At 60.0% G+C, this 13,118-nt stretch carries 13 protein-coding genes; 5 read left to right on the top strand and 8 right to left on the bottom strand.

The features are described from left to right. Nucleotides 1-11 precede the first annotated feature (11 nt). Genes AC6I8F_RS05760 through rbsK form a run of 4 tightly spaced genes read left to right on the top strand, consistent with a single transcriptional unit; the run spans nucleotide 12 to nucleotide 3,617 of the window. Nucleotides 12-1,061, top strand: coding sequence for an ABC transporter permease (locus AC6I8F_RS05760; protein WP_021508059.1), 1,050 nt, complete (start codon nucleotides 12-14; stop codon nucleotides 1,059-1,061). Next, nucleotides 1,061-1,753 (top strand): D-allulose 6-phosphate 3-epimerase, encoded by a 693-nt coding sequence (alsE, locus tag AC6I8F_RS05755; RefSeq protein ID WP_336698540.1) that lies wholly within the window; start codon nucleotides 1,061-1,063, stop codon nucleotides 1,751-1,753. The genes AC6I8F_RS05760 and alsE overlap by 1 nt, the downstream gene beginning before the upstream one ends. Continuing rightward, nucleotides 1,750-2,646 (top strand): allose kinase, encoded by an 897-nt coding sequence (alsK, locus tag AC6I8F_RS05750; RefSeq protein WP_021508057.1) that lies wholly within the window; start codon nucleotides 1,750-1,752, stop codon nucleotides 2,644-2,646. Before alsE ends, alsK begins: the two co-directional genes overlap by 4 nt. Continuing rightward, nucleotides 2,643-3,617 (top strand): ribokinase, encoded by a 975-nt coding sequence (gene rbsK / locus AC6I8F_RS05745; RefSeq protein ID WP_498028612.1) that lies wholly within the window; start codon nucleotides 2,643-2,645, stop codon nucleotides 3,615-3,617. Before alsK ends, rbsK begins: the two co-directional genes overlap by 4 nt. Nucleotides 3,618-3,688: 71 nt before the next feature. Here rbsK and nudK read toward each other — a convergent pair whose 3' ends face one another. From nudK to AC6I8F_RS05705, 8 genes are all read right to left on the bottom strand, one after another. Further along, nucleotides 3,689-4,267, bottom strand: a complete 579-nt coding sequence (nudK, locus tag AC6I8F_RS05740; RefSeq protein ID WP_021508055.1) for a GDP-mannose pyrophosphatase NudK — start codon at nucleotides 4,265-4,267, stop codon at nucleotides 3,689-3,691. A 418-nt stretch (nucleotides 4,268-4,685) separates the two neighbouring features. Further along, on the bottom strand, nucleotides 4,686-5,270 hold the full coding sequence (gene napC / locus AC6I8F_RS05735; protein WP_031279803.1) for a cytochrome c-type protein NapC: 585 nt from the start codon (nucleotides 5,268-5,270) through the stop codon (nucleotides 4,686-4,688). 7 nt (nucleotides 5,271-5,277) lie between these two features. Then, a complete protein-coding gene (napB, locus tag AC6I8F_RS05730; protein WP_058758336.1) occupies nucleotides 5,278-5,709 on the bottom strand; it encodes a nitrate reductase cytochrome c-type subunit in 432 nt (143 codons plus the stop codon). 11 nt (nucleotides 5,710-5,720) lie between these two features. Continuing rightward, the gene (napA, locus tag AC6I8F_RS05725) at nucleotides 5,721-8,207 is read right to left on the bottom strand and encodes a nitrate reductase catalytic subunit NapA (RefSeq protein ID WP_498028611.1); all 2,487 of its coding nucleotides are present in this window, start codon (nucleotides 8,205-8,207) and stop codon (nucleotides 5,721-5,723) included. Next, nucleotides 8,204-8,482: a chaperone NapD gene (locus tag AC6I8F_RS05720; protein ID WP_021508051.1), complete on the bottom strand. Its 279-nt coding sequence runs from the start codon at nucleotides 8,480-8,482 to the stop codon at nucleotides 8,204-8,206. The genes napA and AC6I8F_RS05720 overlap by 4 nt, the downstream gene beginning before the upstream one ends. Next, a complete protein-coding gene (gene napF, locus AC6I8F_RS05715; RefSeq protein ID WP_282954667.1) occupies nucleotides 8,472-8,942 on the bottom strand; it encodes a ferredoxin-type protein NapF in 471 nt (156 codons plus the stop codon). Before napF ends, AC6I8F_RS05720 begins: the two co-directional genes overlap by 11 nt. A 163-nt stretch (nucleotides 8,943-9,105) precedes the next feature. Continuing rightward, on the bottom strand, nucleotides 9,106-10,608 hold the full coding sequence (gene ansP / locus AC6I8F_RS05710; protein ID WP_031279802.1) for an L-asparagine permease: 1,503 nt from the start codon (nucleotides 10,606-10,608) through the stop codon (nucleotides 9,106-9,108). Between the two features lie 290 nt (nucleotides 10,609-10,898). Further along, nucleotides 10,899-11,171 (bottom strand): YdgH/BhsA/McbA family protein, encoded by a 273-nt coding sequence (locus AC6I8F_RS05705; RefSeq protein WP_058770823.1) that lies wholly within the window; start codon nucleotides 11,169-11,171, stop codon nucleotides 10,899-10,901. 239 nt (nucleotides 11,172-11,410) lie between these two features. On the opposite strand from AC6I8F_RS05705, the gene narQ reads away from it, so the two are divergent. Further along, entirely contained in the window at nucleotides 11,411-13,099 is a 1,689-nt protein-coding gene (narQ, locus tag AC6I8F_RS05700) for a nitrate/nitrite two-component system sensor histidine kinase NarQ (protein ID WP_127834420.1), read from the top strand. Nucleotides 13,100-13,118: the final 19 nt, after the last annotated feature.

Genomic DNA, 13,118 nt, shown 5'->3' with positions numbered 1-13,118 from the left:
GAGCCATCATCATGAAATCTCTCTCTGCGCTGCGGCCGGACGGCACCAACATCGGCCTGATGCTGTTGATTGCGCTGGCGCTGGCCACCTTCAGCGTCATGCTGCCGGGCCGCTTTCTCACTGATTCGACCTTTATGAGCATGGCGTTTCAGCTGCCGGAGCTCGGCCTGTTAACGCTGGCGATGTTTATCGCCATCCTCAGCGGCGGCCTGAACCTCGCCATCATCGCCACCGCTAACCTGACGGCGCTGTTCATCGCCTGGACCCTGATGAGCGCCCTGCCCGCTGATGCCGGTACCGGTCAGCAGCTGCTGTGGCTGTTTATCGCCATCGTCGGCGCGATGGTGATTGCCGCCGTGATTGGCGTGATCACCGGCGTGATGGTAACGCGCATCGGCGCGCACCCGATTCTGGTGACGCTGGCCACCATGATGACGCTCAACGGCATCGGCATCTGGCTGACCAAAGGTGCGGCGGTGAGCGGTATGCCGCCGGTGGTGCAGTCGCTCGGCTCAGACACGCTGCTGGGCATGCCGCTGCCGCTGTGGGTATTCCTGGTTGCCGCCGCGCTGCTGGCGCTGTTCCTCGGCAAAACCCGCGCCGGCAAATGCATCTACATGGGCGGCAGCAACATCAACGCCACCTGGTTCAGCGGCATCAATACCCACCGTATGGTGATGCTGGTGTACGTCATCTCCAGCCTGCTGTGCGTGCTGGCCGGCCTGATCATGATGGCGCGCTTTAACTCGGCGCGCATGGGTTACGGCGATGCCTACCTGCTGCTGACCGTACTGGCCATTATTCTCGGCGGCACCGATCCCAACGGCGGTTTTGGCCGCGTGACCGGCGTGGTGCTGGCGCTGATTGCGCTGCAGGTGCTCTCCACCGGCTTCAACCTGATGAACATCAGCCAGCACGTCAGTCTGGCGATGTGGGGTGCCGTGCTGGTGGTGGTGCTGGCCTTCAAACAACTCAAAGCGCGCTTTAACGATCACCGTGCCGTCAGGCTCAGCAAGCTGGCCGCGGCGCTTAATCCTCTGACCGAAAAAAAGGAAGTATGATGCGTATTCAAGTCTCCCCGTCGTTGATGTGTATGAATCTGATGGAGATCAAGCACCAGCTGGCCGTGCTGGACTCCCGCGCTGACTTCCTGCACATCGACATCATGGACGGTCACTACGTTAAAAACATCACCCTGTCGCCGTTCTTTATTGAGCAGATCCGCCCGCATACCCAGGTGGCGATCGATGTGCATCTGATGGTGGAAGAGCCGACCGACTTTATTGAAGCGGTGGCCAACGCCGGCGCCGATTACATTTGCCCGCACGCTGAAACCATCAATCGTGATGCGTTCCGCGTTATCAACCTGATTCGCAGCTACGGCAAAAAAGTGGGCGTGGTGCTCAACCCGGCCACGCCGGTCTCCTTTATGCATCATTACATTCATCTGCTGGATAAAATCACCGTGATGACGGTGGATCCTGGCTATGCCGGTCAGCCATTTATTCCGGAGATGGTGCAGAAGGTGCAGGAGCTGAAGGCGCTGAAACAGGCGCACGGCCACCGCTACCTGATTGAGATCGACGGTTCCTGTAATACGCGCACCTACAACACGCTGGTCGGTGCCGGTGCCGAAGTGCTGATTGTAGGTACTTCCGGCCTGTTTAACATTCACGAAGATCTCGCCACCGCGTGGAACATGATGCGTGAGAGCATTGATGAAGCGCAGGGCCTGGCGCAGGTGTCGGCATGACAACACGCTGGCTCGGTATCGACATTGGCGGCACCGGCACCCGTCTGCAGTTGATGGAGGCGGGCCGCATCTGGAGCAGCTTTCGTAAAGTGCCCACCGCCAGCTGGGCGCAGCAGCCCGATGCGCTGGCCGCACTCGGGCAGCTGATTGCGGAAACGCTGGAGCAGCAGCCAGTCAGCGGTGTAATGCTCGGCCTGCCGGGCATTCTCAGCCGCGATCGCCAGCAGGTGATTTCACTGCCGTTCATTCAGGCGCTCGATCATCAGCCGGTAGCGGCGCTGCTGAGTGAACGACTGGGCGTGCCAGTGGCGATGGATAAAGACGTTAACCATCTGATGCTGTGGGATTTAATGCAGCTGGAGCAGCTGCCGGAAAATGCGGTAGGTCTGTATCCTGGCACCGGCATGGGCAACAGCCTGTGGATCAACGGCCGCTTCTACCATGGTCAGCATGGCGGAGCTGGTGAACTCGGCCACGTGCCGGTGGCCGGTAACGCGCTGCCCTGCCCGTGCGGCAACCACGGCTGCGCGGAAACCGTGACCTCCGGCCACTGGTTGAGCCACTGGGCGCAGGCCAATGCGGCGCAAACGCCGATGTCGGCGCTGTTTACCCATCATGGTTCTGACCCGGCGCTGCAGGCGTTTGTGCAGCGGCTGGCACAGCTGATCGCCACCGAGATGAACATTCTCGATCCGGAGTACCTGATTCTGGGCGGCGGCGTGCTGGCGATGGCAGATTTCCCGCTGGCGCAGCTGCGCAGCCAGATTCAGCAGCATTTACGGCCGCCGGCCACGCGGGATGGTTTGAAAATCATCTTCAGTCAATCCACCGATCACACCGGCTGTCGCGGCGCCTGCCTCGCCGCAGAACGGCTGTTCAGGAGCGCGCAATGAAAGGAAAAGTGTGTGTGTTTGGCTCGTTCAACCTCGACGTGGTCGCGGTGATGAACCGTTTCCCCCTGCCGGGCGAATCGCTCACGGCGCACAACAGCATGATGGGGCCCGGCGGCAAAGGGGCCAACCAGGCCACCGCCGCGCTGCGCGCCGGGGCGCGCGTGCACTATATCGGTAAGGTGGGTAATGACGATTTTGGCACGTTTGCCCGCCGCCATCTGGAGAAGACCGGTTTCGACGCCATTACGCTGTTTACCTGTAAAGAGAAACCCACCGGCAACGCGCTGATTTACGTGGCGGGCGATGATGCCGAGAACATGATATCGGTCTATCCCGGCGCAAATACCACCGTGACCGCGGCCGAAGTGGCGCGCTGTCAGCCCACCGTGGCTGCCGCCGATATTCTGCTGGTGCAGCTGGAGAACAACCTCAGCGCCATTCAGCGCATGATCGACAACGCGCGTGCCGGCGGCACGTTTGTCATTCTGAATCCGGCACCGTGGCAGAAAGTCAGCGATGCGCTGCTGGCTAAGGTGGATCTGTTAACGCCCAACAGCACCGAAGCGATGCAGCTGAGCGGGATAAAAGTGACCGATTTCGCCAGCGCGCAGCGCGCCGCCGAAGTGCTGCACCGTAAGGGCGCGCGTCAGGTGATTATTACGCTTGGCACCGCAGGCGCCCTGCTTTCCAGCGCGGAGCAGCAGCTACGTGTTCCGCTGTTTCCTGCCCAGCCGCTCGACACCACCGGTGCCGGCGATGCCTTCAACGGTGCGCTGGCGGCGCGCCTGGCGTCCGGCGATGCGTTACCGCAGGCGGCGCTGTTTGCAGCGGCGTTTGCCTCGCTGTGCGTCGAGCGTTCCGGCGCGGCCAATTCCATGCCCTCCTACGCCGAAGCGCTGGCGCGCATCCAGGCTCATCCGGAGTGTGAAGTGACGCCGTTAAATGCTCCGGAAATAACGCACATGGCGTAGTGGCGCAATGCATTGCGCCCTGGCATCTGCAGAGTCGGCATTCGTGCCGGCCCTGCGAATTACCGCCGCGGTTATGCCTGCAACCAGCCCATCAGCTGCGCATAGTGCAGTAACATAATGGTTTTGCCGTCGCGAATGCGCCCCTCTTTCACCATCGCCAGCGCCTGGGGAAACGGCAGCTCGAGTACGGTGATCTCTTCATCTTCCACGCCGCCGCCGTCGTTAGCGCGCTGCGCATCGCTGTATTCAGCGGCGAAAAAGTGCAGCAATTCGGTCACGCCGCCCGGCGACATGTAGGCCTCAAACAGCTTTTCGACCTTACCAACCTGATAGCCGGTCTCTTCCACCGCTTCTTTACGGATGCAATCTTCCGGCGTGTCGTTATCCAGCAGCCCGGCGCAGGTTTCAATCAGCTCACCGCTGGCGTTGTCATTAACATAGGTCGCGATGCGGAACTGACGAATCAGCACCACGCTGTTTTTTTCACGGTTGTAGAGCAGGATGGTGGCGCCGTTGCCGCGATCGTAGACTTCACGTTTGTGACGTACCACGTCGCCATTACTGCGGGTGAGTTCGTAGGTGTAGTTGCGCAGAATGAAATAATTATCAGACAACAACTTATCTTTGATGATGTTGATCTTTAACGACATAGCCGCTCCACTGCGTAGCTGAGGGAGCCTGAGATAATAGGCCGAAGCCGCAGGGAAAACTATCTGAATTGTGGAGCAGGTTGCCCGCGATGGCGTAAGGCTAACAGTTGAGCATTACGCCTTTTCAACCTTCATAGCACGTGTCGTAGCGGCGCTATTCATCGCGCATCCGGGCAGCTGTGCAGTGATTAACTTAGCGCGATAAATCGCGCCGCTACGATGTGTGCAGGATGAGGGTGAAGAAATAAAATGCCGCACGAATTGTAGCGGCGCCATTCTTTGCGCATCCGGGCAGCTGTGTAGTGATTAACTTAGCGTGATAAATCGCGCCGCTACGATGTTGTGTGGTTTGCGGCTGCCTCAACCGGTCGGCACGAAAACCCTGATACCGCACCGGCAGGCGCGGCCAGGGTCGCGATTAGAAACCGTTTGGCTGGTCTTTCATATCCGGCAGATGGTGGGCAATGCCTTTATGACAGTCGATACAGGTTTGTCCGTCCTGCACCGCTTTGCTGTGCATTTTGGCGGCGACCGTTTTCTGCGCGGTGAAGTCCATGTAGTCGAAGTTGTGACAGTTACGACACTCCTGCGAATTGTTGTTCTTCATCCGGCGCCACTCGTTCTGCGCCAGCTCAATACGCGTCTCTTCAAACTTCTGCGGCGTATCAATCAGGCCGAAGATCTTGGCGTACACCTCTTTACTGGCCTGGATCTTACGAATCATCTTCGGCCCCCACTCGTGCGGCACGTGACAATCCGGACAGGTGGCGCGCACGCCGCTGCGGTTGTTGTAGTGCACCGTCTGCATATATTCCTGATAGACGTTGTTGCGCATTTCGTGACAACCAATACAGAACTGCTCGCGGTTGGTCATCTCCATCGCGGTGTTAAAACCGCCCCAGAAGATGATGCCGCCAGCAAAGCCAAGAATCAGCAGCGTGCCGAGCGCCAGACGGCTGGGGCGTCGCCACCAGCGCCAGATACGTATAAGTTTCTGTTTCATCGCCACCTCACTGCCCAAAGCCGTCAGCCGGCTTAAAGGTGTTTTCCACCACCGGTTTGGCATCGGTCTGCGGCACGTGACACTGCAGGCAGAAGTAGCGACGCGGCGATACCGTGCTGCTCACCACGCCGTCGCGGTCGGTAAAGTGCGTCGGACTGACGCGCGGCGCGCCGGTGGTCAGATAGCTCTGGGTGCCGTGACACTGCAGGCAGCGGTTCACGTTCTTCGTCACCTGGTAGCCCTCCACGCTGTGCGGGATCACCGGCGGCTGATTAACATAGTTCAGCGGCTTGCGGCTCTGCTCTTTGGGCTGATGAATGGTGCCCTGCTGCGTTGCCGTCACTTCCGGTGACTGATTGAGATCGACGCCGTTATTAGCGTACACCACGCCGCCCAGCATCAGGGCGGCAACGGTTACAAGAGTGATAAAAGGTTTCATTGCATCCTGCCTCAGATTTTCACCAGCTTAACGGCGCATTTTTTGTAATCGGTCTGCTTCGACAGCGGATCGGTGGCGTCCAGCGTGATGTTGTTGGCCAGCACGCCGGCATCAAAGAACGGCATAAATACCAGCCCCTGCGGCGGCTGATTACGCCCGCGCGTTTCCACGGTGGCGAGGGTTTCGCCACGACGCGATACCACGCGCACCTTCTCACCGCGACGGAAACCGCGATCTTTGGCGTCCAGCGGATGGATATACAGCAGCGCCTGCGGCACCGCGCGGTGCAGTTCCGGCACGCGGCGCGTCATGGTGCCGGTGTGCCAGTGCTCCAGCACGCGACCGGTGCAGAACCACAGGTCATATTCGGCATCCGGCGCTTCCGCTGGCGGCTCGTACGGCAGGGCAAAAATGGTGGCTTTGCCGTCCGGCTTACCGTAAAAACGTACGCCCTCACCGGCTTTCACGTAGCTGTCGAAACCTTCACGGTAGCGCCAGCGCGTCTCTTTGCCGTCCACCACCGGCCAGCACAGACCACGCGCCTCGTGATAAGTATCGAACGGCGCGAGATCGTGACCGTGGCCGCGGCCAAAGCTGGCATACTCCTCGAACAGGCCTTTCTGAATATAGAAGCCAAACTCACGCGCTTCATCGTTGAGGCGATCGTCGGCCACTTCGCTCAGCGGGAACTGATTCACCTGGCCGTTGGCATACAGCACGTCGTACAGGGTTTTGCCTTTCAGCTCAGGCTGCTGAGCAATCAGCGCCTCTGGCCACACGTCCTCAACGCGGAAGCGTTTGGCAAAGGTCACCAGCTGCCACAGATCCGATTTCGCCTCGCCAGGCGCTTTCACCTGCTGATGCCAGAACTGGGTACGGCGCTCGGCGTTGCCATAGGCACCCTCTTTCTCTACCCACATCGCCGTCGGCAGAATCAGGTCGGCAGACAGGGCGCTGACGGTCGGATACGGGTCGGATACCACCACAAAGTTGCGTGCATCGCGCCAGCCCGGCATGCGCTCCTGCGTCAGGTTCGGCCCGGCCTGCATGTTGTTGTTACACATCACCCAGTAGGCATTCAGCTTGCCGTCTTTCAGCGCGCGATCCTGCGCCACGGCGTGCAGACCGACTTTGGCTGGCACCGTGCCCTGCGGCAGCTTCCACAGTTTTTCAGCTAAAGCGCGGTGTTTGTCATTGTTCACCACCATGTCGGCTGGCAGACGGTGCGCAAACGTGCCCACTTCACGCGCGGTGCCACAGGCCGATGGCTGGCCGGTGAGCGAGAACGGTCCGGTGCCCGGACGGGAAATTTTGCCGGTCAGCAGGTGGATGTTGTAGCACAGGTTGTTCGCCCACACGCCGCGCGTATGCTGGTTAAAGCCCATGGTCCAGTAAGAGACCACCTTGACGTTCGGATCGGCGTACAGCTCCGCCAGCGCGATCAGCTGATCCTGCTCTACGCCGCTCATGGCGCTGGCTTTTTCCACCGTGTATTCCGCGACAAATTTCGCATACTCATCGAAGCTGATCGGCGTCGACTCGCCGTTGTCCGGATTTTTCGCCGCCGCCTGCAGCGGATTGGTCGGGCGCAAACCGTAGCCGATATCCGTCACGCCTTTACGCAGCGTGACGTGATTCTGCAGGAAGGTTTTATCGACTTTATTGTTCTGAATGATGTAGTTAGCGATGAAGTTGAGGATCGCCAGATCGCTCTGCGGCGTGAAGACGATGGCGTTATCGGCCAGCTCGAAACTGCGGTGGCGATAGGTCGACAGCACCGCCACTTTGACGTTGTCATTGCTGAGACGACGCGCGGTCAGGCGTGACCAGAGAATCGGGTGCATCTCGGCCATGTTCGATCCCCACAGCACAAACGCATCGGCCTGCTCGATGTCATCGTAGCAGCCCATCGGTTCGTCCATACCGAAGGTACGCATAAAGCCCACCACCGCAGACGCCATGCAGTGGCGCGCGTTCGGATCGAGGTTGTTGGTGCGGAAGCCGGCTTTCATCAGCTTTGATGCGGCGTAACCTTCCCATACGGTCCACTGGCCGGAGCCAAACATGCCGACCGATTCCGGGCCGTTGGCTTTCAGCGCCGCCTTAAACTTCGCTTCCATGATGTCGAACGCCTGATCCCAGCTTACCGGGGTAAACTCGCCGTTCTTATCGAATTTGCCGTCGGTCATGCGCAGCAGCGGCTGGGTCAGACGATCTTTGCCGTACATGATCTTCGGCAGGAAGTAGCCTTTGATGCAGTTCAGACCGCGATTAACCTCCGCCTGCGGATCGCCCTGCGAGGCGACCACGCGGCCATTCTGCGTGCCGACCAGCACGCCACAGCCGGTGCCGCAAAACCGGCACGGCGCTTTTTCCCAGCGAATCGGCTCAGCCAGGCTGGTGGCCGCTTTGGTCACGGTCGGAATGGTGAGACCAGCAGCCGTTGCAGCAGCCGCCGCCGCATTGGCCTTCATAAAATCACGACGACTCAGGTTCATGATGCTTCCTTACAGGGTTCTTCAATTTCGTCTTGCTGGTGATAAACCAGCGATACCGCCAGCACATCCGGGATGTTGCGGGTGGCTTCAATGTTGCTCAGCAGCGTGGCGCTGTCGGCCGCGCCCAGCGTTAGCGCCAGCGTGCCGCGTGCGGCATCTTCCGCCGCGATGTCGCTGTCGGCAAAGTTCAGTAGCGCCTGCCGCACCGCCGCGATCGCGGTCGGACGTGCCTGAATCACCAGGCCACATACGTGCCAGCTGTCGTTATTCGTCATGATGCAGTCCTGTGGCTGAGACCGGACACGGCGCGATACAGGCGCCACAGCCGGTGCAGTGTTGCGGAAGGGTTTCCGGCTGACCGATGCCGTTGGGCATCAGGCGAAAACGGATCGCCTGCTGCTCACAACTCTCCTGGCAGCTGCGACAGTTAACGCCGAGAAAAGCGATACAGCGGCTGTCGATGCGGATGCGCCGGCTAAAAGGTTCAGTGTCGCGCGGCTGAAACAGCGGCTGCGGGCAGACGTCGGCACAGGCGGCGCAAAAGGTGCATTCCCCCTGCAGAAAGTCGAGCTGCGGCGCTTCGCCAGCGGCGATGCGGATAATGCCGCTCTCGCAGGCTTGTACGCAGCGGGCGCAGCCGTCACAGCCGCTCTCTCCCCGCCACCACGGCAACGCGATACCGCCGGCAGGCATGACGCGCTGCCCGGTAAAGAGTTCACGTCGCGACAGCGCCATCGGCTCACCTCAATGCGGGGATGTAGAGATGGTGCGTAAAATAACCTGAGGTTATGAAGGGCTATATCACCCGAAAGGTGTAATTCCCGATGCGGGATCAAGAGAAGGAGAATTGAAATAAAAACGGGGGCCGACTGGCCCCCGCAGGTGAGCATCGCTGCGATTAACGCGCGTTGTCTTCCGCCAGTTTAGGTGCCGCATCATCCTGATCGTCATGATGATGCTCGTGCTCTTTCATCGCTTCCGCCTGCACGCGCTTACGCACGCCAAACCAGCCGAGCACCAGCAGCACGGCAATCAGCGGAATTGAAGCAATGGTGTAAGTGCCGTTCGGGTAGTCAAACGCCATCAGCACCAGCACGCTCACCAGGAACAGCAGCGTCAGCCACGAGGTAACCGGCGCCCACGGCAGCTTGAAGCTGACATCTTCCGCTTTGCCCTCTTTGATGGCTTTGCGCAGACGCATCTGGCACACCACGATGAACGCCCACGAGGAGATAATCCCCAGCGACGCCACGTTCAGGACGATCTCAAACACCTGCGACGGAACGTAGTAGTTGAGCACCACGCCGATCACGTACACGCCGATGGTCACCAGGATACCGGCGTACGGCACCTGCTGCTTACTCATCTTCGACATGAACTGCGGCGCCGAGCCGCCCATCGACATTGAACGCAGAATACGTCCGGTAGAGTACAGGCCCGAGTTCAGGCTCGACAGCGCCGCGCTCAGCACCACGATGTTCATCACGCTGCCAATGTAGGGCACGCCCAGTTTGGAGAAGAAGGTGACGAACGGGCTTTGTCCGGCCTGATAGGCGTTCCACGGCAGCAGCAGTACCAGCAGCACCACGGAACCCACATAGAACAGGCCGATACGCCAGATCACGCTGTTAATGGCTTTCGGCAGCATGGTTTTCGGGTCTTTACACTCGCCCGCCGCCGTGCCCACCAGCTCAATCGAGGCGAAGGCAAACACCACGCCCTGTACCAGCACCAGCGCCGGCAGCAGACCGTGCGGGAACAGCCCGCCGTTGTCGGTGATCAGGTGGAAGCCGGTGGTGTTGCCGTCCAGCGGTTTACCGCTGCCGAGGAACACCACGCCGACAATCAGGAACACCACGATGGCCAGCACTTTCACCAGCGCGAACCAGAACTCCATCTCGGCGAACCACTTCACGCCGATCATGTTCATGGTGCCGACAATCGCCAGCGCGCCGAGCGCAAATACCCACTGCGGCACATCACCAAACGCGCCCCAGTAATGCATGTAAAGCGCTACCGCGGTGATATCGACGATACCGGTCATCGCCCAGTTAACGAAATACATCCAGCCCGCGACGTAGGACGCTTTTTCCCCGAGGAATTCACGCGCGTACGAAACAAAGCTGCCGCTGGAAGGGCGATGCAACACCAGCTCGCCCAACGCACGGAGAATAAAGAAGGAGAAGATACCGCACACCAGATACACCAGTGCCAGTGCCGGACCGGCCATCTGCAGACGCGCGCCGGCACCGAGGAACAGACCGGTACCGATAGCGCCGCCAATGGCGATCATTTGTACCTGACGGTTACCCATCGCTTTGTGGTAACCCGTGTCGTGAGAGTTAAGCCAGCGCCTTCTCGCAGCACGCTGTTCGGCTGGCGTTTTTTTAGTAGATTTCATAGCTTTCCTGTTTGTCCTGTCCATCAATCACCGCGTAACCAATCGATTGCGCCGGGCAGTGCGAAATGGGGTAAAACCGGCCCATGAGCGGCGGAACGATGCCGCGCGGCGAGCCGGGAAATTACGGCGATGAATCCTACCCGTTCTGCATGAACGAAGCAAAATATACTGGCTGACTGCACGGGTTGATTTGTAATAATCCGTCGCGACGCACAAAAAAACCGGCCAGTGGGGTGGCCGGTAATCGGTGGCTACAGGAAAAAACTACCAGAGGGGAATAATGAAGGGCATTAACGGTAAATCTCGGCGCTGCCGCTCCACATGCTGGAATCACCCGGATTCTGCATGCCAATGACGCGATAGTGGCTGGCGCCCATCTCTTCCGCTTTTTGCGACAGCTGACGGGTGGCGTCATCCAGCGAACCGCGCACGCCGCTCACCGAAACGGTGCCGCTGCTTTGCAGGTCCTGGGTTTGTGCCTCGCTCAACGGCGAGGCGGCAAAGGTAGTAAACGATGCGCTGGCAAGCAGTGCAGCAGTCATTACGGCATAACGTGTCTTCATGAGGTGCTCCTGTTGTCGTGCGGGAAAAGGGTTACGCGTCAAAGTATCGGCAAGCCAGTGCAAACCAGGCTGCGCGAGCGGTAAAAGCGTTCAATATTTCGCCAGCCAAACGCTGTTAATCCAGGGAAACGTAAAACGTGGTGAGTTTCTCTGGTAAAAGTAACCAGATGTGTCAATTTCGCGCTCGCACCCGCGCTGCGGCTGACTTATAATCCCCCGCTCTTGTAAGGGTTATTATTGTGATAGTGAAACGTCCCGTTACCCGCACCATTGCCCGCGCGCTGAGCGCGATTGTGCTGCTGTCGCTGTTAACCACCGGCCTGGCGCTGATGACGCTCTCCAGCAGTTTGCGCGATGCCGAAGCGGTGAATGTCGCCGGCTCGCTGCGCATGCAAATCTACCGGCTGGCGTGGGACAGCACGCGCGATCCGCAGCAGCTGGCGCACCATATGCAGCAATATCAGCAGACGCTGGAGTCACCGGCGCTGCAGCATCTGGAGCGTCCATGGGTGCCGATTGAAGTCAGCAGCCGCTATCGCTATCTGCGCGACAGCTGGCCGGTACTGCAGGAGACGCTGCAGCCGGCGCGGGCGCAGGTGTACCAGCAGCGCGTGGCGGGCTACGTCAGTGAGATTGACCGCTTCGTGCTGGCGGTGCAGCACTACGCCGAGCTGAAAATGCATCTGGTGGCCGCCAGCAGCCTGTTCGGCTTTCTGGCGATTGTCGCGCTGGCGCTGTGGAGCATTGGTTTTATCCGCCGCAACGTGGTGCGCCCGCTCGATTCGCTGGTCACCGCCAGTCAGTACGTCGAACAGGCCAACTTCAGTTTTCCGCCGCTTTCCGTGCATCAGCCCAACGAGCTGGGCGTGCTGGCGCAGGCGTTTACCACCATGGCGGAGCGGCTGCATTCGCACTATCGCCTGCTGGAGTGCGCGGTACGCAATAAAACCGAAGATTTAACCCAGGCCAACCGTACGCTGTCGCTGCTGTATGAAAGCTCGCAGATTCTCACCGGCAGCCCGCTCAATCCCGAGCTGATTCAGGGCCTGCTGCGGCTGGTGCAGCGGCGGGAAGCGCTGGAGGTGCTGCAAATCGCCAGCGAGGATATCGCCTTTCAGGCCGGCGTGCCCGCCGACGATCTCAGCTGGCAGCGGCTGCCGCTGCAGCAGGAGGAGCAGCGCCTCGGCGAACTGTGCTGGCAAACCCGCCGCGCGCCGCCGGCCGATGAGCTGATGCACAGCCTGGCCAACATGCTGGCGCGTGCACTGTGGATCTGGCAGACGCAGAAGCAGTATCAGCAAATGCTGCTGATTGAAGAGCGCGCCACCATTGCGCGCGAGCTGCACGATTCGCTGGCGCAGTCGCTCTCTTTTCTGCGTATCCAGCTGACGCTCCTGCGGCGCACAGTTGATAGTAGCCAGCCGCAGGCACAGGCGATCATCGCCGATTTCGATCGCGCGCTGGCCGAGGCGTATCAGCAGCTGCGCGAGCTGCTCACCACCTTCCGCCTGAGCATTGAACAGGCCGATTTAGTGCAGGCGATGCAGGCGATGATCGCCCCGCTGCAGGAGCAGTCGCAGGCGGCGATTACCTTTGACTATCAGCCTGGCCTGCAAACGCTGGATGCCCAGCAGCAGGTGCACGTGCTGCAGATTGCGCGCGAGGCGCTGCTCAATGCAATTCGTCACGCGCAGGCGCAGCAGATTCAGATTCGCTATCAGCGTGTCGCTGATGATGAGCACCTGCTGACCATCGAAGATGACGGCTGCGGTATCAATAGCGTAGAAGAGCCGCCGGGCCACTACGGGCTGACCATCATGGCCGAGCGCGCGGCGCGTCTCGCCGGCAGCTTACTGATTACCCCGCAGGCGCAGGGCACCTGCGTCACGCTGCGTTTTCCCGCCCGCCCCGCGCACCGGCTGGCTTAACGCATTACACTTAGCAAAT

Source organism: gamma proteobacterium symbiont of Axiagastus rosmarus (assembly GCF_059730925.1).
The sequence above is the reverse complement of the archived record's forward strand: the minus strand, read 5'-3'. Positions and strand labels throughout refer to the sequence as shown.

What these genes read in the sequence shown, in the direction of transcription:
- alsE (WP_336698540.1), top strand. Translation starts at nt 1,061, where the DNA reads ATGCGTATTCAAGTCTCCCCGTCGTTGATGTGTATGAATCTGATGGAG.
- ansP (WP_031279802.1), bottom strand. Translation starts at nt 10,608, where the DNA reads ATGAAATCTACTAAAAAAACGCCAGCCGAACAGCGTGCTGCGAGAAGG.
- rbsK (WP_498028612.1), top strand. Translation starts at nt 2,643, where the DNA reads ATGAAAGGAAAAGTGTGTGTGTTTGGCTCGTTCAACCTCGACGTGGTC.
- napF (WP_282954667.1), bottom strand. Translation starts at nt 8,942, where the DNA reads ATGGCGCTGTCGCGACGTGAACTCTTTACCGGGCAGCGCGTCATGCCT.
- AC6I8F_RS05760 (WP_021508059.1), top strand. Translation starts at nt 12, where the DNA reads ATGAAATCTCTCTCTGCGCTGCGGCCGGACGGCACCAACATCGGCCTG.
- napB (WP_058758336.1), bottom strand. Translation starts at nt 5,709, where the DNA reads ATGAAACCTTTTATCACTCTTGTAACCGTTGCCGCCCTGATGCTGGGC.
- AC6I8F_RS05720 (WP_021508051.1), bottom strand. Translation starts at nt 8,482, where the DNA reads ATGACGAATAACGACAGCTGGCACGTATGTGGCCTGGTGATTCAGGCA.
- AC6I8F_RS05705 (WP_058770823.1), bottom strand. Translation starts at nt 11,171, where the DNA reads ATGAAGACACGTTATGCCGTAATGACTGCTGCACTGCTTGCCAGCGCA.
- alsK (WP_021508057.1), top strand. Translation starts at nt 1,750, where the DNA reads ATGACAACACGCTGGCTCGGTATCGACATTGGCGGCACCGGCACCCGT.
- napC (WP_031279803.1), bottom strand. Translation starts at nt 5,270, where the DNA reads ATGAAACAGAAACTTATACGTATCTGGCGCTGGTGGCGACGCCCCAGC.
- napA (WP_498028611.1), bottom strand. Translation starts at nt 8,207, where the DNA reads ATGAACCTGAGTCGTCGTGATTTTATGAAGGCCAATGCGGCGGCGGCT.
- nudK (WP_021508055.1), bottom strand. Translation starts at nt 4,267, where the DNA reads ATGTCGTTAAAGATCAACATCATCAAAGATAAGTTGTTGTCTGATAAT.